The 25,446-nt window shown below is 34.8% G+C and carries 17 protein-coding genes; 1 reads left to right on the top strand and 16 read right to left on the bottom strand.

Features of this window, described 5'->3' with window-relative positions:
* Nucleotides 1–270: 270 nt before the first annotated feature.
* The 16 genes from BC008_RS24895 to BC008_RS24820 all read right to left on the bottom strand — a co-directional run bounded on the left by BC008_RS24895 (nucleotide 271) and on the right by BC008_RS24820 (nucleotide 23,213).
* Nucleotides 271–813, bottom strand: coding sequence for a CIS tube protein (locus BC008_RS24895; RefSeq protein WP_058183980.1), 543 nt, complete (start codon nucleotides 811–813; stop codon nucleotides 271–273).
* A 35-nt stretch (nucleotides 814–848) separates the two neighbouring features.
* On the bottom strand, nucleotides 849–5,612 hold the full coding sequence (locus tag BC008_RS24890; RefSeq protein ID WP_058183979.1) for a hypothetical protein: 4,764 nt from the start codon (nucleotides 5,610–5,612) through the stop codon (nucleotides 849–851).
* 38 nt (nucleotides 5,613–5,650) lie between these two features.
* Nucleotides 5,651–6,169 carry a phage tail protein gene (locus BC008_RS24885; protein ID WP_027846650.1) on the bottom strand — a complete coding sequence of 173 codons (519 nt, stop codon included), beginning with the start codon at nucleotides 6,167–6,169 and terminating at the stop codon, nucleotides 5,651–5,653.
* Nucleotides 6,170–6,256: 87 nt separating this feature from the next.
* Nucleotides 6,257–8,701 carry a PstS family phosphate ABC transporter substrate-binding protein gene (locus BC008_RS24880; protein WP_027846651.1) on the bottom strand — a complete coding sequence of 815 codons (2,445 nt, stop codon included), beginning with the start codon at nucleotides 8,699–8,701 and terminating at the stop codon, nucleotides 6,257–6,259.
* Between the two features lie 24 nt (nucleotides 8,702–8,725).
* A complete protein-coding gene (locus BC008_RS24875) occupies nucleotides 8,726–9,082 on the bottom strand; it encodes a hypothetical protein (RefSeq protein ID WP_027846652.1) in 357 nt (118 codons plus the stop codon).
* A gap of 256 nt (nucleotides 9,083–9,338) precedes the next feature.
* A complete protein-coding gene (locus BC008_RS24870) occupies nucleotides 9,339–9,830 on the bottom strand; it encodes a phage tail protein (protein ID WP_027844456.1) in 492 nt (163 codons plus the stop codon).
* Nucleotides 9,831–9,931: 101 nt separating this feature from the next.
* Nucleotides 9,932–10,399, bottom strand: coding sequence for a phage tail protein (locus BC008_RS24865; protein ID WP_027844457.1), 468 nt, complete (start codon nucleotides 10,397–10,399; stop codon nucleotides 9,932–9,934).
* A gap of 177 nt (nucleotides 10,400–10,576) precedes the next feature.
* Nucleotides 10,577–12,235, bottom strand: coding sequence for a phage tail sheath family protein (locus BC008_RS24860; protein WP_027844458.1), 1,659 nt, complete (start codon nucleotides 12,233–12,235; stop codon nucleotides 10,577–10,579).
* A 1,235-nt stretch (nucleotides 12,236–13,470) separates the two neighbouring features.
* Nucleotides 13,471–14,802 (bottom strand): DUF4255 domain-containing protein, encoded by a 1,332-nt coding sequence (locus BC008_RS24855; RefSeq protein WP_058183978.1) that lies wholly within the window; start codon nucleotides 14,800–14,802, stop codon nucleotides 13,471–13,473.
* Nucleotides 14,803–14,985: 183 nt separating this feature from the next.
* Nucleotides 14,986–15,525 carry a hypothetical protein gene (locus BC008_RS24850; RefSeq protein WP_027844459.1) on the bottom strand — a complete coding sequence of 180 codons (540 nt, stop codon included), beginning with the start codon at nucleotides 15,523–15,525 and terminating at the stop codon, nucleotides 14,986–14,988.
* Between the two features lie 5 nt (nucleotides 15,526–15,530).
* Nucleotides 15,531–16,031, bottom strand: coding sequence for a helix-turn-helix domain-containing protein (locus BC008_RS24845; protein ID WP_027844460.1), 501 nt, complete (start codon nucleotides 16,029–16,031; stop codon nucleotides 15,531–15,533).
* Nucleotides 16,032–16,033: 2 nt separating this feature from the next.
* Nucleotides 16,034–19,444 carry a hypothetical protein gene (locus BC008_RS24840; RefSeq protein ID WP_027844461.1) on the bottom strand — a complete coding sequence of 1,137 codons (3,411 nt, stop codon included), beginning with the start codon at nucleotides 19,442–19,444 and terminating at the stop codon, nucleotides 16,034–16,036.
* A 625-nt stretch (nucleotides 19,445–20,069) separates the two neighbouring features.
* A complete protein-coding gene (locus BC008_RS24835) occupies nucleotides 20,070–20,666 on the bottom strand; it encodes a hypothetical protein (RefSeq protein ID WP_058183977.1) in 597 nt (198 codons plus the stop codon).
* Nucleotides 20,656–21,048: a hypothetical protein gene (locus tag BC008_RS24830; protein WP_058183976.1), complete on the bottom strand. Its 393-nt coding sequence runs from the start codon at nucleotides 21,046–21,048 to the stop codon at nucleotides 20,656–20,658. Before BC008_RS24830 ends, BC008_RS24835 begins: the two co-directional genes overlap by 11 nt.
* 70 nt (nucleotides 21,049–21,118) lie before the next feature.
* Nucleotides 21,119–21,943, bottom strand: a complete 825-nt coding sequence (locus BC008_RS24825; RefSeq protein ID WP_027844464.1) for a hypothetical protein — start codon at nucleotides 21,941–21,943, stop codon at nucleotides 21,119–21,121.
* Between the two features lie 373 nt (nucleotides 21,944–22,316).
* A complete protein-coding gene (locus BC008_RS24820) occupies nucleotides 22,317–23,213 on the bottom strand; it encodes a hypothetical protein (RefSeq protein WP_058183975.1) in 897 nt (298 codons plus the stop codon).
* Between the two features lie 218 nt (nucleotides 23,214–23,431).
* On the opposite strand from BC008_RS24820, the gene BC008_RS24815 reads away from it, so the two are divergent.
* On the top strand, nucleotides 23,432–25,423 hold the full coding sequence (locus tag BC008_RS24815; RefSeq protein WP_027844466.1) for an ATP-binding protein: 1,992 nt from the start codon (nucleotides 23,432–23,434) through the stop codon (nucleotides 25,421–25,423).
* Nucleotides 25,424–25,446: the final 23 nt, after the last annotated feature.

Raw genomic sequence — 25,446 nt, 5'->3', positions numbered from 1 at the left:
ACCCAAAGTACAAGCACAGACGTGCAATTATATATAACTTTATACAGTCATTAAGCCGTTTTTTCTCATTTTCTGCGATCGCTGTTAAAGAAGTTTATCCTAGGTATGTCTGTAGTGTGCGTTAAAGTATATATCTTTTATAGTATTTTCTGTTCCCTCTTCATATTTTGAAAATTATTTTAAAAATTGATAAAAGAACTAGTTATAAAAAAACAGAAAATATTCTTGATTTATTAGTATGTATCGCGATATTTTTAAATTATATAATTACTATCTCCTGCGATTGTTAACTCTTTTTCTTCGATTCTGAGGTGTATCAGTTTGACGAGTTTTGTTATCAGTATTAGGAGCATTTACAGCCCCATTAGGTTTTGGTTCGTCAGCTTCTTTAAGACTAAGACTATCAATTACCGCACGAACGGGAGTACCATTCGGAAGAAACATAGTTAACTTATAACTGAGTTTTTCAATAAAGCAAGCTCTTAAATAAACTTTGTTACCCCATTCAAATCGATAAATCGGTGGACGTTCTTTCCCAGGAGCAAATTCTACAGCTTCTTTAAATTTACTAATATATTGATCTATGACATCACCACCTTCTTCATAAGTATCAAATAAAATATTGCTAATCGTAACTTTATAAGCCTTGATGTTAGAAAAGCTGACTTTAGGTGTTCCTTTATCTTGAGTACGTGCTCCCGGGTTTTCTGATGTTTTAACAATTCCTTCAAAAGCTAACTGACTGGGATTAAACATAAATTCTATGTTACTTGCGCCGTCAAGACATATTAATTTTGCTTTTTGTAGTGTCATAATTTTGTATATAAATAACTAATTTTATTTTAAACTTACCATCTTTCTTTTTCTATTATTAATCTTTGTTGAAGCAGAAAATAAACCTCCTCAATTAAAGCTTTTAGATTATTATCTAATGGATCTATCTCATCATTATTTCCCTGTTTTCTGTTTTCATAATTCATATTATTCCTAGAGTGAAACATTAAATTAATTGAATCATAGTGATTTAACCAACGTGGATAGCTTACTGATTTATGACCTTGTATTTCAAAATCGATATCCAATCTTTGACGTAATAATTTGTAAATATCTTGGGCTAAAAATTCTAATTGCTGCTCAGTCTTTGTTGTTAAATCTTGAGGGTCTCTACTATCACCATCTAGTTTAGAATCAATTTGCTTTGATTCTAAATGTGAAGAAATTGGGTTAGGTGATGAAATATCTTCATTAAAATCATTATTTAAAGTCGGTGAGACAAGGTGAGAGACGGGTGAAGTATCATTTTCTGGTAGTGTACTAACATTCTTATGTGTTTTTACAGCATTTACACTTAAAAGTTCAGAAATATTAGACCATGCACTAGGATTATTTATATTTTGTGTTTGGAAATCAGCATAAGTAGATTCAAGTTCTTCTTCGATTATTGAATCAGGATTTAAATCTAAATTTTTTAATATAGAATCATTTGAATTTTTCAGATATTGATTAATTCCTAAAGGCTTATGAGAGTATATCTCATCGATTGTACTATTAGGATCGATGCTCAGTAATTCTGTAATATCTGACCATGATTCGGGAATATTTGAATCTTGTATATCAATAGGTTTTTGTTGATTAAAATCTTCACTTGCGAGGGATTGTGATTCTAATTGTTCTCCATCTGCTACGAATTTTAAATTTGGGTCGTAACTAGATAGTGGTATATTCTCGTTGAAAGTATAAGGTGTGTCATCCGAAAATTCAGTAAAAAGTTCAGAGATTTGAAAATTAGATTGTTCGACGATAGGTAATGATTCAGTTAATGGTTTAGTAATGGAGAAAGACTCATGATTTAATTTTGCTTGAATAATATTATAATTACTTGCTTGTAGACTTGGTAGTGTTAAAGATTGTTTATCTGATTCGATTGATTCTAGACTGTGTGGAGTAGAATCATCTCCTAATGATGTTGGTTGAGTTAAACTTTGCTGATTTTCAGATTTCGCTTGGACAGTAGCGTCACTTTGTTGTGATAAAGATTGTTTATCTGATTCGATTGATTCTGGATATTGTGGAGTAGAATCATCTTCTGATGATGTTGGTCGAGTTAAATTTTGCAGACTTTCAGATTTCGCTCGAACAGTAGCATCGCTTTGTTGTGCTAAAGATTGTTGTTGTGAGTCAATTGATTCTGGATATTGTGGAGTAGAATCATCTACTAGTGATGTTGGTTGAGTTAAATTTTGCTGATTTGCAGATTTCGTTTGAACAGTAGCATCGCTTTGTTGTGCTAAAGATTGTTGTTGTGAGTCGATTGATTCTGGATATTGTGAAGTGGAATCATCTTCTAATGATGTTGTTTGAGTTGGATTTTGCAGATTTTCGGATTTAGTTTGAACAGTGCGATCGCTTTGTTGTGATAAAAATTGTTGTTCTAAGTCAATTGATTCTGGATTGTGTGAAGTAGAATCATCTTCTAATGAGGTTGGTTGAGTTGGATTTTGCAGACTTTCAGATTTTGCTTGAACAGTAGTATCACTTTGTTCTACTGAAGATTGTTGTTCTAAGTCGATTGATTCTGGATTGTGTGGAGTATTATCATCTACCAGTGATGTTGGTTGAGTTGGATTTTGCAGATTTTCGGATTTAGTTTGAACATTGCGATCGCTTTGTTGTGATAAAGATTGTTTATCTGATTCGATTGATTCTAGATTGTGTGGAGTAGAATCGTCTTCTAATGATGTTGGTCGAGTTAAATTTTGCAGACTTTCAGATTTCGCTCGAACAGTAGCATCGCTTTGTTGTGATAAAGATTGTTTATCTGATTCGATTGATTCTAGATTGTGTGGAGTAGAATCGTCTTCTAATGATCTTGGTTGAGTTAAACTTTGCAGATTTTCAGATTTCCCTTGAACAGTAGTATCACTTTGTTCTACTGAAGATTGTTGTCTTGATTCAATTGATTCTGGATTTTGTGGAGTGAAATCATCTTCTAATGATCTTGGTTGAGTTAAACTTTGCAGATTTTCAGATTTCCCTTGAACAGTAGTATCACTTTGTTCTACTGAAGATTGTTGTCTTGATTCAATTGATTCTGGATTTTGTGGAGTGAAATCATCTTCTAATGATCTTGGTTGAGTTAAACTTTGCAGATTTTCAGATTTYCCTTGAACAGTAGTATCACTTTGTTCTACTGAAGATTGTTGTCTTGATTCAATTGATTCTGGATTKTGTGGAGTRWWATCATCTWCYARTGATSTTGGTTGAGTTRRAYTTTGCAGATTTTCRGATTTMSYYTGAACAGTAGTATCACTTTGTTCTACTGAAGATTGTTGTCTTGATTCAATTGATTCTGGATTTTGTGGAGTGAAATCATCTTCTAATGATCTTGGTTGAGTTAAACTTTGCAGATTTTCAGATTTCCCTTGAACAGTAGTATCACTTTGTTCTACTGAAGATTGTTGTCTTGATTCAATTGATTCTGGATTTTGTGGAGTGAAATCATCTTCTAATGATCTTGGTTGAGTTAAACTTTGCAGATTTTCAGATTTTCCTTGAACAGTAGTATCACTTTGTTCTACTGAAGATTGTTGTCTTGATTCAATTGATTCTGGATTGTGTGGAGTATTATCATCTACCAGTGATGTTGGTTGAGTTGGATTTTGCAGATTTTCGGATTTAGTTTGAACATTGCGATCGCTTTGTTGTGATAAAGATTGTTTATCTGATTCGATTGATTCTAGATTGTGTGGAGTAGAATCGTCTTCTAATGATGTTGGTCGAGTTAAATTTTGCAGACTTTCAGATTTCGCTCGAACAGTAGCATCGCTTTGTTGTGATAAAGATTGTTTATCTGATTCGATTGATTCTAGATTGTGTGGAGTAGAATCATCTTCTAATGATCTTGGTTGAGTTAAACTTTGCAGATTTTCAGATTTCCCTTGAACAGTAGTATCACTTTGTTCTACTGAAGATTGTTGTCTTGATTCAATTGATTCTGGATTTTGTGGAGTGAAATCATCTTCTAATGATCTTGGTTGAGTTAAACTTTGCAGATTTTCAGATTTTCCTTGAACAGTAGTATCACTTTGTTCTACTGAAGATTGTTGTCTTGATTCAATTGATTCTGGATTGTGTGGAGTATTATCATCTACCAGTGATGTTGGTTGAGTTGGATTTTGCAGATTTTCGGATTTAGTCTGAACAGTAATATCAATTTTCTGTTCGCTTTGTTGTGATAAAGATTGTTGCTGTGAGTCGATCAATTCTATATGTTGTGGAGTAGAATCATCTTCTAATGATCTTGGTTGAGTTGAAGTTTGCAGATTTTCAGATTTAGTTTGAACAGTGCGATCGCTTTGTTGTGATAAAAATTGTTGTTCTAAGTCAATTGATTCTGGATTGTGTGGAGTATTATCATCTACCAGTGATGTTGGTTGAGTTGGATTTTGCAGATTTTCGGATTTAGTCTGAACAGTAATATCAATTTTCTGTTCGCTTTGTTGTGATAAAGATTGTTGCTGTGAGTCGATCAATTCTATATGTTGTGGAGTAGAATCATCTTCTAATGATCTTGGTTGAATTGAAGTTTGCAGATTTTCAGATTTCGCTCGGACAGTAGCGTCGCTTTGTTGTGATAAAGATTGCTTATCTGATTCGATGGATTCTGGATATTGTGGAGTAGAATCATCTTCTAATGATCTTGGTTGAGTTGAAGTTTGCAGATTTTCAGATTTAGTTTGAACAGTGCGATCGCTTTGTTGTGATAAARATTGTTGTTCTAAGTCRATTGATTCTGRATTGTGYGAAGTAGAATCATCTTCTAATGAGGTTGGTTGAATTGAAGTTTGCAGATTTTCAGATTTAGTTTGAACAGTGCGATCGCTTTGTTGTGATAAAAATTGTTGTTCTAAGTCAATTGATTCTGGATTGTGCGAAGTAGAATCATCTTCTAATGAGGTTGGTTGAATTGAAGTTTGCAGATTTTCAGATTTAGTTTGAACAGTGCGATTACTTTGTTGTGCTAAAGATTGTTGTTCTAAGTCGATGGATTCTGGATTTTGTGGAGTAGAATCGTCTTCTAATGATCTTGGTTGAATTGAAGTTTGTAGAATTTCAGATTTAGTTTGAACAGTGCGATCGCTTTGTTGTACTAAAGATTGTTGTTCTAAGTCGATTGATTCTGGATATTGTGGAGTAGAATCATCTTCTAATGATGTTGGTTGAATTGAAGTTTGTAGAATTTCAGATTTAGTTTGAACAGTAGTATCCCTTTGTTGTTCGGTTTGTTGTAATGAAGGTTGTGTCTGTAAATCGGTTGATTCTATATTTTGAGAGATAGAATAAGGACTCTCATCATTTCTTGATTCTTCAAACACTCGAATATTTTGACTCTGTAAACCCTCGCTATCTCTAGATTGTTCGGGAAAGCCTAATTGTAAAGAGTTGAAAGCTTCATCAAAAGGAAATGATAGAAATTCTCCATCATTCACATTTTCTCCTAAAGGAGGTTCGGAGAAACCTAACGGAGAAGGTGGTTGTAATGGAGGAAATTTCTGTCCTAATGTTTCGAGTGGTGATAAAGGATCTTGTAATCCCAGAGAATCAAAAAACATGATTTAATTCTTAGTCATTATCTTTGCAAACGCTAAAATTAGTTAATAAAATATCCAGATGAATGACGTCCTGGACTAAGATTAGTTGCACCTCCACCTTCAGCTTTTTTCATAACTTTCAATCCTTCATAAGCTAAAGTCAATTCTTCAATCGCTACATTATTACCAGATGCTTTTAATCCTGGTGCTTTCCATGCGATAGGAATAGCAGCAATTAACGTCCAATTCTGCATGGTTTCCCCAGCTTGATTAAAAACTATAATATTAATATTTCGTCGCTGTTTTTGACCGTCGCTAACTGTTTTATTTAGCCATTCCCAAAATACTAAATCATCGGTAACACCACGTTTTAAGGTTACATCAGAAAATTCTGCATGACCTAAAATAACTCTTTGTTGATCGTTTACACCTCCTTCTAGATAATTTTCTTTCTTTATCTTGACTCCCAAACCAGAGCATTCACTAAATGATGCTGTAATATTACTCTCCATTTCTACGTAAAAGCGATTAGTTGTAACGTAATTTAATTCATAATTTGTACTATTATTCCTTACCATATAATTACCTTATATTTTTTATTCTTTACCTTTTGCTATTGTAATTACCGACCTATCCGCAAACTGAACTTAGAAAAATAAAGAATTTTAATTGTCATTTGGTACTGGTACTAATCCAGCTTCTCTAAGTAAATTTTGTACTTCGTCTGTTTGTAATATTTCAATAAATACTTTACCGGGTGATTCTTTATGTTCTTGAGGATAAACAATAGAAATCGGATATTTCAAAGGATACTTTTCTTTAATCGCTTTCGCGTTAGGATGATAACCTCCTTTCTTACATAAATTAATTTTTGGATTGATATCTTCACCATTTTTCTGTATTAATGCTTGAATTTCTTTACCTTTTTCTCCAATACTTAATGGATAAACTGCACATTGATTATAAATTTGGCTCAAAACACCAAAGCCAATACCAATTCCACCCTCATCATTACTTTCAAATTCATAAAGTACATTTCTTAATGTCTTGGGAGTTGTTTTTTTGATGATTTTTCCATTATCTATTAACTCATCAAACAACTTTCTTTCTTGGGCATGATTTTGAAATAATACTTGTCGAAATTCTTGTACTATAACTTCATCTTCGGGTATATAAAGTTTAATCGGTAAATCTGGTAAATTTTGATTTAAATCTTTCCAATTACTAATTTGACCGCTATAAATTTTTCGTAAATCATCAAAAGAAATTTTACCGTCTAATGCTGTAGGGAAACTATTTTCTCTTCGAGAATAGCTAAAGGGAATAAATACTACTATTCCTTCATAAGCAACTGTCTCAAATTTAAGATCTTTATCTTCTAACTGTCCTTTTAATTTATATGCTAACTGAGTAATAAAAAAATCTATTTTATCTTTATTATCAAAGTTTTTAATTGCAAAATCAATATTTTTAACCGGTTGATAATCTAACTGCAATCCTAATGAATTTTGTACCCGATCGCGTAGTTCTTCGGGAAATGTTTTACCCGCAGAAACAAGATTTTCTGTCTTCATCAAATACTTTAGTGTGGTCTCAGAAATCGGAGCATTATAAGTAAGTTTTGGCTTTTCCTTTAATGCTTCAGTTACTTGTACTTCCTGAATGCAACAAGTTGATTTTTTTTCTGCAGACATTAAAGGAGGTTTACCTGTCATAATCCAATGTAAGAGAAACCAACTAATTCCTCCGACAAAACCCAGCACTAAGCTTAAAATAATAATTACCAGTGCGATCGGGATAACTTTTGAATCATTGTTTGTTTCCTGCTCTTCATCTTGAAATTCAAGATTTGTGTATTCTCCAATGTTTTGGACTTGGGGTTGCAATGTTGTTAAGAGAAAAATTCTCGCATCTTCAGCGGTTACAAATGTGGTATCTAATCCCAACAGAGACCTAATGAAATTTTTTAACGCTGTATCACTTATATTTACCCAGTGTCTCTCATTTCTCGGATCGAGAGGGTGACCGTAAACTGGATCGGTATCTCCACCATGTAAAAGATAAAAGGCGATCGCTCCCAAATCTTGTAAGTCTTTTTCTACAGAAGGATAACTTAATTTTAAGTTGGGTGGTTGAAATAGGTTTACCCACAGAGCAAAATCACTCAAATATATAAAAAATTGCTCATCTTCGTTGTTGTCGTATAATTCATCTGTAGAAATAATTAGGCTATCCAGACTAAGATTACCATGAGGTCTTCTATCTAAAGGTAAATTGATTTTAGAATCTGTGTGCAGATATGTCAGAGAGACTAATACTAGTTCTAAGACTTTATATACCTGCTTCGAAGTCATTGGGTGTTGCTTATTATACAAGTATTCTCGCAATGTAGTTCTGTTATCTACAAATTCAGTAATCAAATAACAACGTCTTTCATCACGAGAAGCGATAGTATCCCATGGAGTAATTAAACGAAAGTCTTTCCCGCTTTCATTTTTAAAGTTAATGGTGGATAATAATTCAAATTTCTCCTTTGTTTCCCTAGTTTCTTGCTGATTGAAGTCAAATTCTGGTAGTAAATATTCTTCTATCCAAACTGATTTATTATTAAGAACATGAATACCTTGATAGAGTCGTACCCTTTCCGATTCTTGATTTAAGTTGAGACTTTCAACTCGATACCGACCTCTACGACCTCTAATTTCAGCATTAGGTTTTAAAGGTGGAAGTAAATTTAGTAAATCTAAATTATTTTGCTTGTCTATTAACTGTTGATTTAATACTTGAGAATTATTCCCATTAAAATGTATAGTGGAAGACCTTCCATTAAAACTGGAAATATCCCGAATACTTCCTTCTCTAAATTCCTTAGTTTGTATTCCTGTACTATGCTTTCTTCTAATAAATGATTGTCTAGTTTGGTTATTTTCAGTTCGATTATCTCCTGTTAAATTTTCTTTGTCCTTGTCCCAGGGAATTTCGATATTTTCATAAATATTTTGGGCGCGACGTTCTACAATTCGAGTAATATTTTCTATGGGATAGCGAACGAAGTTAGAAATTACTCTAAATCTAAAATTAAATAAATTAACAACATCTGAAAGCCTCATCTTTATACCTTCCCATAATAACTATTAATCTCGAACAGAGAAAGCTGAATTATTAATATTTTTTTTGTTCTCTTTAACTTCTGTAATTTCTTCTTCTAAATCATTAATTTTACGATAGAATTGATGCAAATAATTCAAGTCACAAGCGAAAAGATTTTCAATAATTGCAGGAGTTATTTCTTCGAGTGCACCGAGCTGAGAAACTACGCGAGCAAGAATAATTACAGTTGCATAGGCAGGATTTGATTTTACACGGGGATCTCGCAAAGGTGTGATTTCATCTATTGCTTTAGCTAAACGCATTACTCCAATACGATGTAAATTACCATCCCCATCTAAATAGCCTTTAGGTAAAGTGAATTCAAATTTTGTTTGTAACATTAGAGTAGTTATCCAATAGTTGTTACCAAATAGTTTTTACTGAATCTAATTAATATGATAAACAGGTTAATTTTACTATCTTATTACCAATAATGAATTATTTAATATCTTATTACCCACTACCCATTACCAATTACCCATTACCAATTACCCATCACCCATCACCCATCACCCATTACCAATTACCCATCACCCATCACCCATTACCAATTACCAATTACCAAACCACAAATATACAAGTAAAATCAGCTAATATCTACTTTTGGCGAGTAAAAATTTCTACAGCAATTTCCATTTCTTCAATTTCTAAGTCGCTACTACTAGAATTTAAATCGCTTGCAATATAACTAACAGGAAAAGCACCTTTAAATTGAAATATTGCTTGTTGAGTTCCTGCTTGGTCATAAATACTTAAAGAGCCATTACGAAGTTGTTTCGCCCAATTACCCTCTTGAACGGCTTCAAACCATTTCCACAAAGTTGTAGACCTAGTCATTCCTCGACGTAAAGTAATATTATTTGTCTTCACATTCCCAGGAATTTTTGTCCGTACTACTTGACCTGTTTTAGCCGCACCCCAACGTCTAGGTGTGACTTCGCAAATATCAATAACTTCTTGGCTAATTTTGAAACCCTTACATTCCATGAAGTAACCATCAACAGGTTCCTCACTTCCATCAAGTTTCAATTCAATATAAAAGCGAGCATTGGTTAAAACTTCGGGAAACTTATTGATTAGATTTGTCATTTTGGGGGATTGGAGATTAGGGATTAGGGATTAGGGACTGGGGATTAGGGATTAGTATTTTTTACTATGCTCATTATCTAATGTCCCATGCCCCATTATGATTACTGAACGCGCTTAATACCTTCGTGGACTAAGGTGATAGTTTCATTTGCAACATCATTAGAACCTGCTTCTAACTTTGGTCCTTCATATTTGGTCGGATAGGAATTGAGTAACTCCCAGCGAGCTTTCATATCCCCAGCTTGGTCGTAAACGCTGACTGAAGAAGCTTTACGGTTAGAAGCCCAGTCCGATCTACCACCTTCATTTTTGTTACAGTCTTCATACCATTTATAAAGGTCTTTATTAGTGGTAGCTACGACTTTTACTACTACTTGGGTAAACTTTGCACGGGTAGGTGCAGCTTGACGCAAATTGATTGCATTTTTACTCGAACCTAATACCTTATCCCCACCTGCTGCTGGTGTTTCCGAACTTAAACCAGAAACTTCCAAAATTTGTTTGTCTGTTAAACCATCAGCTTCAAAGTAAAACCTACAACTGACTAATAATTCTTCTTGTACAGCCATAATTTAATTTCCTAGTAACTTCTTAGTAATTTATTTGTTAATTTTTGCAAGTTTGATTCCTGCAAGTTTGATTATTGCAAGTTTAATTCTTGCAAGTTTAGCGATCGCAAGTTTAGTAATTGTAAGTAAAGATATTCCAATAGAATATAGAATACCTCTACTATTGCAGTTCCAATATTATTCTTCGTCTTGACCCGTCCACTGACTGACGCGGAAGACTACAAATTCAGCAGGACGTACGGGACAAACACCAACTTCCACATACAAGCGTCCCAAAATCATTGTATCTGGTGTGTTGAGAGTCTCATCACATTTCACATAATAAGCCTGTTCTGGTGATGCTCCAAATAATGCACCTTCACGCCATAGACGTTCTAAAAAGTTGCTGACAGTACGTCTTACCCGCGCCCATAAATCTTGATCGTTGGGTTCAAATACTACCCATTGAGTACCTAATTCGATTGATTTTTCGATATAACTCATTAAACGACGGACGCTGATATAACGCCATTCGCTCTTATCTGGTTCTACCAGAGTTCTTGCACCCCAAACTTTAATACCTCGACCGGGGAATGTACGGATACAGTTAATTCCTAGAGGGTTGAGTAGTTCTTGTTCCCGGAAATTACAGTCATAAGCTAAACCATTTACACCCCGAGGAGTTTCATTCGCAGGTGCTTTATATACACCTCTGCTTTCATCTGTCCGGGACCAAACCCCCATCATGTGACCGGAAGGAGGTACGAGAATTGGTTTTCCATTTTTACGTGGATTTGGTACTTTGATCCAAGGGTAGTACAAGGCTGCAAACATAGAACGACGACAGAAGTCATCATTCAACCATCTCACTACTTCTTGAGGTTTATTTACGTCATATGGTGTATCTAAAACAACCATACGGTTAGGTGGATTGGGAGCGGCGTTTTCACACAAACTAACCATCAACTCCATTATTCCGTGGACTTGGTCCAAGTCGAGCAAACCAACTTGGTGAGCTTTCATCAAATCCGGACAGGCTACTATTGTGACTTCATCTATCTCAAATAGCCCTTGAATACCGCTGCGATCGTCGCGCACCCCTTGCACATATCGGGTTAAATTTTCTTGGGTAGGTAATACTGGAGGAGGACTCACCTCGTATTGACCGTTGATGGGACGACGAGCTAAAGGTAATCCTTTTTGTGCTTTAATTTCTACATTAATATATTGAGATGTACGCAGTGCTGTTTGCACGTAAGTTCCGACTTCTTGACTAACATCAGGATCCATAGTCAAGTTTCCGTGCTGTTCGAGTTCTTCCCCATCTCTAAGGATTTTTATTTGGAAAAATTCTGCAGGAATAGGTGCTGGAGCGTTTTCGTCACTGGGTTCGATTGTTTTTGGCTCATCGGGAATAATTTCTACTTTTACAGAACCGTTATCTGTTTGTCCCTCTTTAAGGGTGAACTGTAGAGAATCTCGCTTTGCTGTTGTTTTAACAGTTAATGCAGTCGATTCCGGTCCTGGTTGAGTGGTTTGTTCTGCTGGTTTGGGTAATTGTGTACCAATACTGACGATCCAACAGCGAGCACCTCCGTTCAAAAACCAACCATTTACGCTAAAAGGTAAATAAGCATCGAAATCTGTAAATCCATCGGAATTCTCTCTTGCAAAGTACTGCAAATATTGGTTCCAGCTTGTAACCAACATTGGTTTTCCGATTTCTGCACCATTCCGAATAGCTTCAGTAAACCCAACAAAGGCTGCAATATTTGTTTGTACTCCTTCTATTGGACGACTACCGCGATCAACCTCTTCGACGTATACACCAGGAGCAAAGTAATCTAGTCTAGCCATTATTATTTTCCTTTATCAGTTACCAGTTAACAGTTATCAGTTATCAGTTATCAGTTATCAGTTACCAGTTAACAGTTATCAGTTACCAGTTACCAGTTAATGCGCTACCGCGCACGCACGCAATACCTACGGTACGCTTCCGCTAGGCGCTAACAGTTTATGGCTAACACCACGCCCTTACAGGCTACAGTTAACAGTTATCAGTTATTATTTCTATTTTTAGTTGCTGTTCTCTGTGTCCTATTCTCTGTTTGCTGATATAACATAACTTGATATTGCAGAGCCGAAATTCAGATCTCTTGAAAAAGAGATCGAAAATAACTGCAACATTGAATATTACTTAAATGAAGTCTATGGGTTTTATTTTAGTTACATGTGAGTTTATTAAAACTAAAATGTCATAATTTCTGGATAATTGTTCAAGTATTATTGATTAACAATCAACGCTTTGCATATGTCTTGCTAACAAGCTTCATTTGTCCAAAATCTAATAGATGAAAGATAACATAGCTGTGAGTGCAAACATAACGATATACTATAAACATAACCACTTGCAAATATGGATAAAAGTAATTTTTTTGTAAATGTTTTAGTATTTCAATGAAGAATCTTCATATATCAAAAATATAGGTGAAGATAACACAGCAAATTTTACCAACAGTCTTTGAATTTTACATTCTAACTGCTGTTCATTTCTGATTTTGGGATTTCGGGAACAAGATTTTGAGCCTATAGGCACATTAACATTCACTATTCGCCCTGACAACATGAATTTACTAATACCTAAGATATATATTAGGTAAGTACTAACCTCCGAAATATTTACTGCTAAAATTCATCTTTTAATAGTTGTATGTTGGGCAATTTCATAGTATTGATTCACCCTTATCAGGCGAGACAACAGAATTTTAATATGACAAATAATGGCAATCAAAAAAACAGATCGCTTAGGATAAATATATGGTAATGGTACAAACTATTTCAAATTATTTCTCCATAAGCTAGTCCTATTAAATATTGATTAGATAGTACCTCAACAATAGTTACATAATCGAGACATTATTTATTTAACATATATATTATGCTATTAACATTACGCATTTTAACAAACATCTTTCATATTGGATAATTTTTAGCGAAATTATTTATTTTTTCTTACGATCCAAGAAATATACCTGATGTATAAAATTATGAGTGTGCTAGTAAATCCAAAAGCCTTCCTCGAGATTCAGTGACTATTTTGACGAAGCACTGATGTCTTTGCGAGAAGAGTTTCCGTTCAGATTCAGGGATTGGGAATGAGAAATTGATATCTTCGGCTGATAATATTCCTCGTAGGTGTTACTGTTAGGATCGGTATCTATCTTTAATGGACTTTCAGCTCCATCCACTTGAATTCTTGCTAGATATTCTCCGATTTTGACATTACGGACTGAAAAAACAATCCGATTGAGGTTGTCTTCGATTTTTTTTGCTGGGAAAACGTAAGCTTCTGGTTGAGAGTTGGATATTTCATTAAGCAGTAGGTATATTCGTTGTCTCTTGCTAACTTTCAAATCGATTTCAAGAGCAACCTCACCAGAGTATAAATTTTCCCAATTTGCTTTGTTTTGAGAAAGGACTATATCACCGACGATATTAGGACGCAAAACCAAAGGTAAAGCATTAGATTCAATACTTTTTACTGGGTTGCGATCGCTATTTTTGGGAGTTTGAATTACTTGTAAGCTCTGAACTCCAGCTTTTAAGTTCTTAATTTCCGATGTTGGAATAGAAGAAAGATCTAGTTTGATTACTTTATCTTCAACTTTCTGTGGTGTTATTCTAGCATTACCTATCTTGATTTTTGTATCGTCACTGTTTAATTTGTCACCATAAATTATTAGACTACTTTCTATAGTTATAGCCTTGTTGGTGTTAAAGCTTGTCGGTTCAACTTCAATCTCTTTTATTGTGGGGCTAGCAAAGCTTAAGTAAATACTAGTACTTCGTACTGGTAAGGCAGATTTACCTATTACTTCGCCTTCAATTGTCACAGCCCTTGCTTGATAAGCTAAGGATAAAGAGTAAGGTGATTGAAATGAAATAGACCAAATGCGTAATAACTCCTCTGGAGTCATTATGTTGGGAATAAATTTTATTTCTTGAACTTGATTCGCTAAAGTGGAGTCTCTAAGAGAAGGATCTCTATCTATAGTGGCTTGAATAATATCCTTACTTAGCTTGGAGTAATCAACTAAAGTCTTAACCGTTAGTCCTAAAAGTTTTTGCGTTTCTAAAGACATTTCGTTACCGTAAAATGTCAAAATATAATTTAAATCTAGAGCGAGTGCATGTTTTTGAGTCATACCATCTTTAGGACGATGGGTAGTTAAATCAATGGTGTATAATTCTCTATTGGGAGCGGCTTGATAAAGAAATATATTAACCTTCCTTTCTTTTACCCCAGCGTTTAATTTATCTGGTCGCACTGTCGTTACTTGAGTACCTGGCATTTCGTTATTTATGCCCACTTGGAGTATATTTTTTAAAGCGGTGGTAACAGTAGCGATCGCTAAATAATTCATATATCTATTAATTGTTATGTAATTTTTCTTTTTATATAAAGTGAAAGCTGAGGTAAGCTGTGTCAAACATTGATAATTCTATCACGGTAAATAAATATATTTTTTATATCAAAAACTTGTGAATAACAAGTTTTAATTAATACTTGCGAAGAAGGTATATTAGCAAATTATTCCTTCTAGAATTTAGTCATCATCTGATTCTTCTGGAGGTTCTCCCCACCACCACCAGTGAGATGAGGGAATTCCTTTTGGAATGTCATCTTCGCTTACAGGTCCTTCTCTTTGACTTAAGAATTCCATACGCTCTTCAGTATCTTCATCAATTTCTACTTGATCTACTAAATACTGCTCAAAAACTGTACCCTGATATAACTCTTTGAGTGCTTCAAATGCCGATCTTCGCCAAAATAATTTTTCCCATTCTCCTGGTTCTAATATTGAGCCAGCTATTCTTTCAATTGAGCGAGTATAAAGATATATATCAGCTGTTATTGTTCCATAAAACAAATTAGCGCTTTCATCAAGATAATCCTGAAATATAGGATCTGATTGTAAATCAGAATCTACTTTAATTGCTAAATAAACCTCCAGTATTTTATTCATTACTCCCACCATTTTATACTCGCGAATGGGAAAAGTTTTTTCTTCAAAATTTAAAGTATTTAATTCTTTAATTGAAGTGATAGTAGCTGCTATTTTCTTGTGAAATTCTTTTTTTTCCAAGATATTTAATCCAGTTCAACTTCTCGTCCGACACGAAGTGCACCTTTGAGGAAAAATTCTGCTCCCTGTACTTGACTTAGAGAGTTCGCTAAAGTATGAACCCATTTACCATCAGTATTTTGCCATGAACTTACTAAATCTGATTCATTTTTTAGTACATAATCAATATGTTCAGGTTTAATAAACCAATCTTTTTCAGAAATTGCATACAAAGCTTCATCTAAACCTGCGAGTAGTGATAATACTTTCTTAATCTTCTCTAAGGTAATAACAGGTACCTCATCTACTATGTTAATTTCAATTTCTTCTTTTAGAAGATTGTAAAGCTGTTGTCCTCTCTCATCTTCTAGTAATTTCCATAAAGCTATTGCCTTATAAAGCGCACTCCAGTAATTTTCGGCGGTACAAGCATAACTCTCAGTATCCATAATGCGATAAGGACAATTAACACATCCTTCACCTTCACAACCTACTTCATCTATCGTTCCTTTTAACCAAAAACCCATTATTATTTACCTTTTTTTTCAGATAATATTTTTTTAACTAGTTCATTTAACTCTGCAAAATTCAAGAGCAGAGGTTCATCAAATTGCTTACCTTTAGGACCGCGAGTAACTGCTTCTGCACTGTGAATACTACTAGTATCAAATTCAGAGCTAATATCAGTTCTTTTATCAAGATGAATTTGATATTGTTGGTTTTCTCCACTCATTTTTCTAATAGCGTCTATGATATTTTCTTGTTGTCTTTTTGCTTTATTAGGTGAGTCATTTTTACCAGATTTAATTTCTTCTATTCTAATAATTTTATATTTACTTTTATCAGAAGGTGATTTAACAACTATTAAATCAATATCAGAAACATTGCGCCATAATTGTCCGTTTAAAAAATATACAGAATCTGGATTTTTAGTAGGATTATCAGCAATCCATTGTTCTTTACTTTTATATCCTGGTACAGCTTCGGAAACGAGAACTTCTTCAAAAACTTGATAGCCGTCTTTAGGAGGATACTGTCTAAGAGCATCTTGTTTAGATATTTCTGCGGCTATTTTACTGCGTAACGCAGCACTATCTTCTCTATTAATTATTTTTAGGACGTCAGTTCTATCAAAAAAGTTAATTTCATCAAGCCGCTTTCTAGCTTGCTGAACTCGTTGTGCCGATTCTGCAGCTCTTCGCGTTTGATTGGCAGTTCCTCTAGCAGATCCCTCTATATATTTTTGAGGGTTGCCTTTCTGTTCGAGCCATTCTAAAAACTCCTGCGAATTATCGCGAGAACTTCGCAGTGAATCAAAATAAGTTTTACCTTCTTCGCTCAAACTATCACGAAGTTGTTGTAATTTTACTTCCGTTTCCGATCTTGTGTGAGGTGTTTCTATTTTAGGAGTGGCAGAACTATCGGCATTAAGATCGTCTCCCGTACCTTTTTGACCCCTACCACTAATTTGCGCAGCTTCATCAGAAGAAAGAGTTTTTAAACCAAGTTCAGCATCAGTTTCACCAACTTTTCCCTTAAGTTGGCGTAACATTTGTTCAGCTTCATCAGTTTTTCCAGCTTCCCTTAATCGTCGAACCCGATCTAACTGTTGGATTTCTTGTGGTTCTAAACGACTAAAAACCTCACCTCCAGGAAGATTGATCAGTCGTTCAGCATTTTTCGCATTTTTAAATAAACTACTTACTTCACCAGTTGCGAGCAGTACATCTACCCCAGCTAAAACTAAATTCACCCAGCCCATTACATAGTTAAAACGGGCTGCTTGGGGATTTTCTAGTAACTGATTACCACCCACTTTACCCGTATTGGCTACGGTATTCAAGTCATCTGCAATTTCCCACTCGTAAGCCGCACTACCAATACTTAAACTAGCTCCCACTGCAGCTATAATTATTCCTACTACTCCTCCCGTACACAGAGCAGCTACCGTTAATCCGATTTGAATCGCAAATGAGGACAGAGCAATTTTATTTTCTTTGCTGCGTTCTGACTCTAAATACTTTTGAACTACTTGTTTCTCTTCGTCCGTTGGTATTTCAGCTAAAGTTTGATTGACTACTGCACCAAGTTTGGTGATTGGTATATCTCCACTATGAATACCTGCTTCAACTTTTTCTATATCAGAAAGAACGCTATCGAAACCCGAATTCAATCTTTCAACAACTTCTCCATCAGTCTTATCTCCCTTAACATCATCACCTTTCAATACACCCGTTGCAGGGAAAAGGGTAAGTAAAGTGAATCTAGCTTGTTTTACCTCTTCTAACTTTTGCAAGTATGCAGCTTGTTCGATTTTTCTCGCTTCGATCGCTTGCTCTAGTTTATCTGCTTTGTTTGTATTACCTCGCTTTCTGTAGACTTGAGCAGTATTTTCCCCATGTGCAATTAGAATTCCAACATTTTTCGAAAGCTTTTCTAATTCTTTCTGCTTTGGTGCTAGTTGATTATCTTTTCGTTCTACTTCTCGCAAACGCTCAACTCGACGGGATATTTGGGGATTATTAGACTCGCTATATTCCTTTTTAGCATCTAATATTAATTGCCTATTTTCTTCTAACTGTTTGAGTGCTCTAGCTTTTACCCCTTGCTTGAATGCTCCTACTGGATCTTTGGATTTTTGATTATCATCGCTTTTCCCGGACTGCTTATCTTGTTTGATTGCATTGGGCATCCACTCTAAAATAACCGAATTACGGAAACTTTCAAGCAATCTTCGATCTTTTTCGTTTTCAGGACCATCTTTACCAGTAGCAGCTTTGAACATTGCATTGGCTTTGCTCATTACAGCTTTTTGAGATATTTCCCCTTCTGCTCCATCTGGCTTGAGGTTATTAAAACGTTGTTCTAAAATTTTTCTTTGAGGTTCATCCCCACCTACAGCTTTTTGTGCTTCAGTATAATCCCGGACTAAAATAGTATTACGAATGGCAGTTGGATCGATTTGTCTGGGACTTTGACTGTCAACTCGATGTAGCTTTTGGACTTTATCGGCGACTTCTCGATTAATACGTTCGACTTGCTTCTTACCTTCATTTGGATCGTCCTGTTTACCCGAACCTTTCTCAATTTTCTTCATCAACCCATCGAAGCTAAAGGGTTGTTTTTTATCTTTAGCTAAGTCTTGATTGGTTCTTTCTACTGCAGTAGGTAAAGCAGTCTTAAGATTGTGATAATACTCGCGCTGTTTTATTAATCCTTCTTGTTCTTCTTTTGATAAATATTCTTCTTTCTCTGCTTGCGATGGGGGGCTAGAAATATTTTGCTGTGATTTATTTTTTGAGTAATATTCAACCAAGCCATCGATGATCTTATCGAATATTCCACTAACCTGTAAAGTTGCTGCTAAAGCAGGATTGACCGATAACAATCCATCCATTAAAACTTTGCGGTCCCGTTCGCCAGATTTTATTTGCTCGAGAACCTCAAGAGCTTTTTGACGACTTACACCCAAACCTAAGAGTGCATTAACAAAAATTTGTTCTTCACCAGAAAGTTTTGCAGAAGTATCTGCAGATGCGATATCAATTGGAGTCCTTGGAAGACTTACAACTAATTGATCTTTGTTTGTATCTTTAACATCAAGTTTATTTGATAGAGGAGCAGATTCTTTATTTGATTTTTGCGATTCTTTGTTTTGGTTGCTACTTTGAACTAATTCTGTAGCGCGACCACCCAAAATAGTATTTTTAGCAGCCCTCATCAATAAACTAGAACCACCAAGACTGCTCAAAGGTACTTTGCTGAATCTGCTACTACCCCCTAAATTAGGTGAATCTAGAGAACTACTCTCATCCAAAGAACGATCGCTATCCAAAGGGCGATCCGGGTTTAATGATTCTGAACCTTCTAGACTTTGTTCGTCTTCAGACTCATTACCTGTGTTATGTCGCCAGCGTTCAAAATCTTCTTCTTTAGACATCTTAATAAAACCTAAATAATCCCAATTTCATAACACTCGAAACATCGTACTATGTTAGTAACCTAATGGGAAGCAGCTAAAACAGGTTTTTCTTCTTCAGCTAAAATAAATAAAATCTAGTCTATCTTACACTTGTTAATATTAGAAATTTTCATATATGACCCTTACCCCATCTCACCAAATCAAGCAACGAGATTTAATTTATGGCGTTGCAGAATATAGGGATGAATGTTTAAAATTTATAGTCGCCAGTGTAGCCCCCTAAATCCCCCAAGTTTGGGGGACTTTGAGAGATTTATTCCCCCCATAATTGGGGGGTTAGGGGGGCTAAATCATCCCATAACTAAGCAATGCCTAATTTATAACTCCAATCGATTCTCTTATAGCAATCATATTTCATTTGTGAATAGATAAATCCTGTAGAGACGTTGCATGCAACGTCTCTACAATATTAATTCTTACCTACGGTACGCTCACGCGAACACAAATGATTTAGGGGCTATATTTCTCCTTCTGATACTGAAGTGGAACTATTTTGCTGATATTGATTTGATGGGTAAGATTTAATAAAATTACAGAGAACGTGATGTTTAAAATAGTCAGCAAAGCTATAAAATCACTACTTTTAAAACCAACGATAACTCCCTCTGCTACTAAATACTAATTTACCGTTTTTCACAGGTAAATTATCTCTTTCATATTCTTGCGGACGAGGTGTCAGTACATCAGCAATTAACCCAGAAAGATAAGTTAATCCACCTTGATTAGCAATAAAATCAGCATATAAGCCTTGAATTTTATTTTCAATTTTTACAATTTCTTCCCATTCAGCTCGATCTAAGTGCGTGATTATATAAGCAACTTCTGGTAAAATTTCTTCACAAGCATCTCTGAAAGTAAGAGCTAGCTCTAAATTTGGATCTTCTTCCACAGGCAAATCTAAATCTTCAAGAGGTAACTTTCTAAGAAATTGAGATTGTGAAAACCAAATTACAAGTAGTAAATAATAATCTAATTTTTTTAGCCATGCAATGCAACCTGTAAAATATGACCAGTTACAATATAGTGCTTTTAAAGATTCTGATGAGTTGCTTGATTCATTCTCAACATCACTATGTGGGTTCCCAATATCAGTAGCTTGGACTTTTTCCAGCAAAGTTTCTAAAGAGATATTTTCTTCTTGAGATATAAAAAATACTGCGGCTAAATATCTAGTACTCATTATCATCTAATAATTCTAAAGACTTAAGTACTAATCCATCAAAATTTGAGATATAAGTCTCCGTTACTTCTCGTTCATCCTCACTATTTACCAGAATTTGATTGTTGTGAAGTATCTCCCAAGCACACATATAAATCCAAAGATGCCATTCTCCTTCTGGTGGCAAAATTTTTTTGTAGCTATCTTGTAATTCTTCCTTGAGTTTACTTGGTGGTAAGCTATGCCATTTTTTCTGTAGAAAAGACGGTCTGGCGGGGATTTTTATTTTTCCAAACTCAAAAGTAAGAAATGATCCGTGACCCATTGCTAGATTCCAACATTTTTGACCCAACAGAGGTTCAATTTTGCTTTTTATTTTTTTAATATCTGTAATTCTAGTCATTTTTAATTTAATTACCAATCCCAATCATCTGGAATTCTGTCAGAATCTCATTTATAAAAAACTATTAATCTTAGTATGAAAGTACTAAACTTTCATCCAATTCTGGTAGTTCACTCAGTAAATATTTACCACCACAAAGTCTTCCACTCTGTTGGATTTTAGGTCTATGACTATAGATTCTTTGAAATTGATTTTCAGCCCAATCAACTACTTCTTTTTGTTCTTTAGGATCCAGCTTGCATGCAATTATCCGCAAAGCTTTAAATATTAAAGTAGAATCTAGCGCTTGTCGAAGTAACACACTTTCAAAACAGGGTTTCATTCCACTTTCAGGAACAAAGCCATATTCTTTTTCCCATTCTTCAATTTCTACAAGAGGAGCTGCTTTTAATATCTCTTCTTCAATTTTGTTTGCCGTCTGTAGCTTAACTAAATTTTCTAATTCTGGGAGTAATAGCATCAATGAAGCTGGACAAGGAATTTTTCTATAAAACTTCCGATCCCTTGGAGTCATGTAACTATAATGTAAAACTAATCCCCACTCTCTTAACGCTATCTCAGCTTCATTATTAAAAAAATGAAAATGAAACCATCGTTCCAACTTTATCGCAGCTTCTTTTGAAATTTGTTTACTAATTTCATTCAGATACTCACTGACCATTTCTCTGGTTAATAACGCTTCTTGCTTTCCTCTTTCTTCTAATGAAAATTTTGTTTTTCTCCTTTTTGTATTATAGTTATTAGTCGAATTAGCATAAATAACTTTCAAAGCATCCAAGTTATTTAAAATATGTTCGGGTACTTCCACAATAGGCAAAAAAGGTTTAGCCCAGTCTAAAGTAGGAAGTGAAAGAATTTTATGCCAGTGTACATTTAAATAAATATTTGATTTCATTGCTAATTTTTTTTAAGTTACTATTTTTGTTCTTAATATTTAAAAAAATATTTTTTCATATTACTTCTTTTCCCATCTTTATATTTTTTATATCCTCAAACAAATAATGAATAAATTAATCTTATAAACTCATTACTACCTTTTAAAGCATCCAAATTTGTTAGATAAATTATTGACGTAAAAAAATCTCTAACTTAGAACTTACGTAATCTTGAGGGATTTCTAATAGCTTGGGATAACTATTACCTTACGAAAATGTGATCCCAAACCATATTAATCAATGACTGCGATCGCCATAAGAGGGCTCAGAGTTTCGGTTAACCTCATAGAGAAGTGATTGTTTTCTTGTGCGTGAATCCTGTAACTATGATAACTAATATGGTGATGGTGATTTGAAACCTCCAAAAACAAGTCCCAGGATAGCAGCGATTACAGTCAATGTAGTCACTACAACAGGACTTACGTTTTTATCGAACCATATAGCACCATCTTCGACATATCCTCCCAACTCTTTAACTTTATCTAGCAGTTGATTGCGATCTTTGGGAAGAGGTTCTTCTGGAGCCGGTTTTCCTACATAGCTTTCCGCAAGCTCGTACTCCTTTTCAAATCCGTATCCTAGCGGGTCGAACTTATCGTCACAATTATCATTCTCTTGAAATTCTTTGATTTTTTTCTCCATCAGTTCTCTCGTGTCCTTATATTTCTCTTGATGTCCCTCCCACGATCCGATGTTCCTACCAGAAGAACTTGTTAATGGAGGATCGCTAATATTTCGCCGTCGATTATATAAATTGTGTTTATCTTCGAGTAGATCTCTATAACGTTGGTCTACCTCCAGAGCTAACTGAGCAATTTCTGCTAAAAGATTCTGACACTCATCTACGTCACCTGGAGGACTTATTTGTCCATTTTCATTATTTTGCTTTGTCTTCTCATTTTCCTTCTTGTTTTCTTTATTAAATAAATATTTTGAGGAATTTTGTCCGTTATTACCTCCATCAACTTCTCGAGTAAAACTAGTATTTTTAGCAGCCCTCATTAATAAACTTGAACCCCCAAGACTACTCGAGGGTACTTTTATCAAGGGACTACTACCACCTAAATCCTGTGATAAATTAGGTGAATTTAAAGACTTGCTCTGATTCAAAGAACGTTTGGGATTCAAAGAACGCTTAGGGTTTAGAGACTTAGAACCTTTGAGTCTTTGTTGATTTTGAGATTGATTAGCCGAACTATATCGCCGATTCAAATCTTCTTCTTTAGACATATCAATAAAACTTAAAGTTTTTACTATTTATTAAGGCAGGTATTTTTGAAACTAGATACTTTACAACTAAATACTTTTACAAGTAAATCTCAGTTTGATAGGTTTTGCAGTATCTTACTATGTTAATAATCTAATGGGAATAAACCAAAAGATATTTTTATTCTTCTACAAAAATAAGTAAAATCTAGTCTATTTACATTTAAAGTTAAAGATTCTCTATGACTCTCACCCCATCCCATCAAGTCAGTCAACAAGATTTAATTTATCTTTTGAATGCGATTGATAAAATCCGTCAAAGACTGCAATCCTGTATAGATGGGAAAGAATATCCCCAGGACTCCCAACTAGAATTAATAGAAGAATTAAGTGCTACAATTGCCGAACAAGAATATCTCCCTGCTTTTGAAGTACTTTGCAAATCTTTTAATTTATCTAAATTAGAACGACAGCTACTATTGCTTTGTATTGGCTGGGAATTAGATAGCCATTTTAATAAATTGATTGCCCAAATCCAAAATAATTCCCAAATACACTATCCAACTTTTAATTTAGCTCTTACAATATTTTCTGATTTTTCCTTTGAATTATTTCACTATCAATCTCCTTTGAGAAACTGGGAATTGATCTCTATTTCCGATAAAACTGCTTTAATTAACAGTCCTCTTCGAGTTAACCGCAGATTACTTTATCATTTATTGGGAGATAATAAAATCGATCGCGAACTTCAAAGTAGAATCAAGCCAATTCCAGCGGATACTTACTCTAAAGACTTATCTTCAACACATTCTCAAATAGTTAAACAAATCTTACAACAGTGGCAAACAACTGTTAAAAATCCCTTCATCCAGTTATGCGGTACTCAAGTAAGTTGCAAATTGCACATAGCAGCTCGGGTTAGTAAGGAAATAGGATGGGCGCTTTATTATACATCTGCAATGTTTTTGCCTACGAAAGTAACCGATTTAGACCGATTAATTCTGCTTTGGAAAAGAGAACATCGACTTGTACCCAGCATTTTGTTTTTAGACTGTGAAAACCTAAATGATACTGATGCTTCTCGACAGACAGCTTTAAACTTTTTCTTAGATAATATTAACGCACCTATAATTATTAGCAGCCCCGAACCTTTGCAATTATCTCGCCGTTCCATAACTACTTGGGAAGTTAAACCGCTTACCAATCAAGAGCAAAGGTCAATTTGGTTTGAGAATCTTGGCGATTATTCTTCCCAATTAGAATCCCAAATTGATCTTCTAGTAACTAATTTTCAACTTACTCCTGAGGCTATTGCTAATGCCACTCATACTGCATTATCTCAGACATCAGCTTTGAATGATGAGAAGGAACTAAAAGCAGCCCTTTGGAATAGCTGTCGCGCTCAAGCCCGACCCTCCCTAGATAATCTCGCAACTCGTATCGAAGCTAAAGCTACTTGGGACGATTTAATTCTTCCAGAACAACCCAAGCTGATTCTTAAAGAAATGATTGCTCATTTGAGTCAAAGGAGTGTAGTTTATGAAAAATGGGGGTTCGGGGGTAAAAACAATCGCGGTTTGGGTACTTGCGCTTTGTTTGCTGGGGTACCAGGTACCGGTAAAACCATGGCTGCAGAAGTTATCGCACGGGAGTTAAATTTAGATGTCTACAAAATCGACCTTTCTGCTACCGTAAGCAAATACATCGGTGAAACCGAAAAAAATCTTGCAAAACTCTTTGATGCTGCTGAAGTTGGTGGGGTTATTCTCCTGTTTGACGAAGGTGATGCTCTATTTGGGAAAAGAAGCGAAGTTAAAGATTCTAAAGACCGTTATGCAAACATGGAAGTTAGTTACTTGTTACAGCGTTTAGAAGATTATAACGGACTATCTATTATTACCACCAATATCAAAGATGCCCTCGATACTGCTTTCCTGCGTCGCTTGCGCTTTGTTGTAGAGTTTCCTTTCCCAAATGAAGAAGAACGAATCAAAATTTGGCAAAGAGTTTTCCCCCATGGTGTGTTGGATATTGATGAATCCAGAGATTTTGAAAAGTTAGGACGGTTAAATGTAGCCGGGGGTAATATCAAAAGTATCGCCCTCAGAGCTGCTTTTCGCGCAGCACAGGAAGGTAAAAAAATTCAGATGATTCACCTACTTGAAGCTACACAAAGTGAATATATCAAACTCGAGCGCACTTTAACCCCAAATGAAACTTATGATTGGGTCTAATATCATGTCCGGTAAAACACTTG

The sequence above is a fragment of the Mastigocoleus testarum BC008 genome (assembly GCF_001456025.1).
Classification (GTDB): domain Bacteria; phylum Cyanobacteriota; class Cyanobacteriia; order Cyanobacteriales; family Nostocaceae; genus Mastigocoleus; species Mastigocoleus testarum.
This window is presented reverse-complemented; position numbering and strand designations above follow the sequence as displayed.

Bases quoted from the DNA above. Each gene is read 5' to 3' on its own strand.
- BC008_RS24820 (WP_058183975.1), bottom strand. From the start codon at position 23,213: ATGTCTAAAGAAGAAGATTTGAATCGGCGATATAGTTCGGCTAATCAA.
- BC008_RS24815 (WP_027844466.1), top strand. From the start codon at position 23,432: ATGACTCTCACCCCATCCCATCAAGTCAGTCAACAAGATTTAATTTAT.
- BC008_RS24860 (WP_027844458.1), bottom strand. From the start codon at position 12,235: ATGGCTAGACTAGATTACTTTGCTCCTGGTGTATACGTCGAAGAGGTT.
- BC008_RS24835 (WP_058183977.1), bottom strand. From the start codon at position 20,666: ATGAGTACTAGATATTTAGCCGCAGTATTTTTTATATCTCAAGAAGAA.
- BC008_RS24885 (WP_027846650.1), bottom strand. From the start codon at position 6,169: ATGGTAAGGAATAATAGTACAAATTATGAATTAAATTACGTTACAACT.
- BC008_RS24855 (WP_058183978.1), bottom strand. From the start codon at position 14,802: ATGAATTATTTAGCGATCGCTACTGTTACCACCGCTTTAAAAAATATA.
- BC008_RS24895 (WP_058183980.1), bottom strand. From the start codon at position 813: ATGACACTACAAAAAGCAAAATTAATATGTCTTGACGGCGCAAGTAAC.
- BC008_RS24875 (WP_027846652.1), bottom strand. From the start codon at position 9,082: ATGTTACAAACAAAATTTGAATTCACTTTACCTAAAGGCTATTTAGAT.
- BC008_RS24880 (WP_027846651.1), bottom strand. From the start codon at position 8,701: ATGAGGCTTTCAGATGTTGTTAATTTATTTAATTTTAGATTTAGAGTA.
- BC008_RS24865 (WP_027844457.1), bottom strand. From the start codon at position 10,399: ATGGCTGTACAAGAAGAATTATTAGTCAGTTGTAGGTTTTACTTTGAA.
- BC008_RS24840 (WP_027844461.1), bottom strand. From the start codon at position 19,444: ATGTCTAAAGAAGAAGATTTTGAACGCTGGCGACATAACACAGGTAAT.
- BC008_RS24845 (WP_027844460.1), bottom strand. From the start codon at position 16,031: ATGGGTTTTTGGTTAAAAGGAACGATAGATGAAGTAGGTTGTGAAGGT.
- BC008_RS24825 (WP_027844464.1), bottom strand. From the start codon at position 21,943: ATGAAATCAAATATTTATTTAAATGTACACTGGCATAAAATTCTTTCA.
- BC008_RS24830 (WP_058183976.1), bottom strand. From the start codon at position 21,048: ATGACTAGAATTACAGATATTAAAAAAATAAAAAGCAAAATTGAACCT.
- BC008_RS24870 (WP_027844456.1), bottom strand. From the start codon at position 9,830: ATGACAAATCTAATCAATAAGTTTCCCGAAGTTTTAACCAATGCTCGC.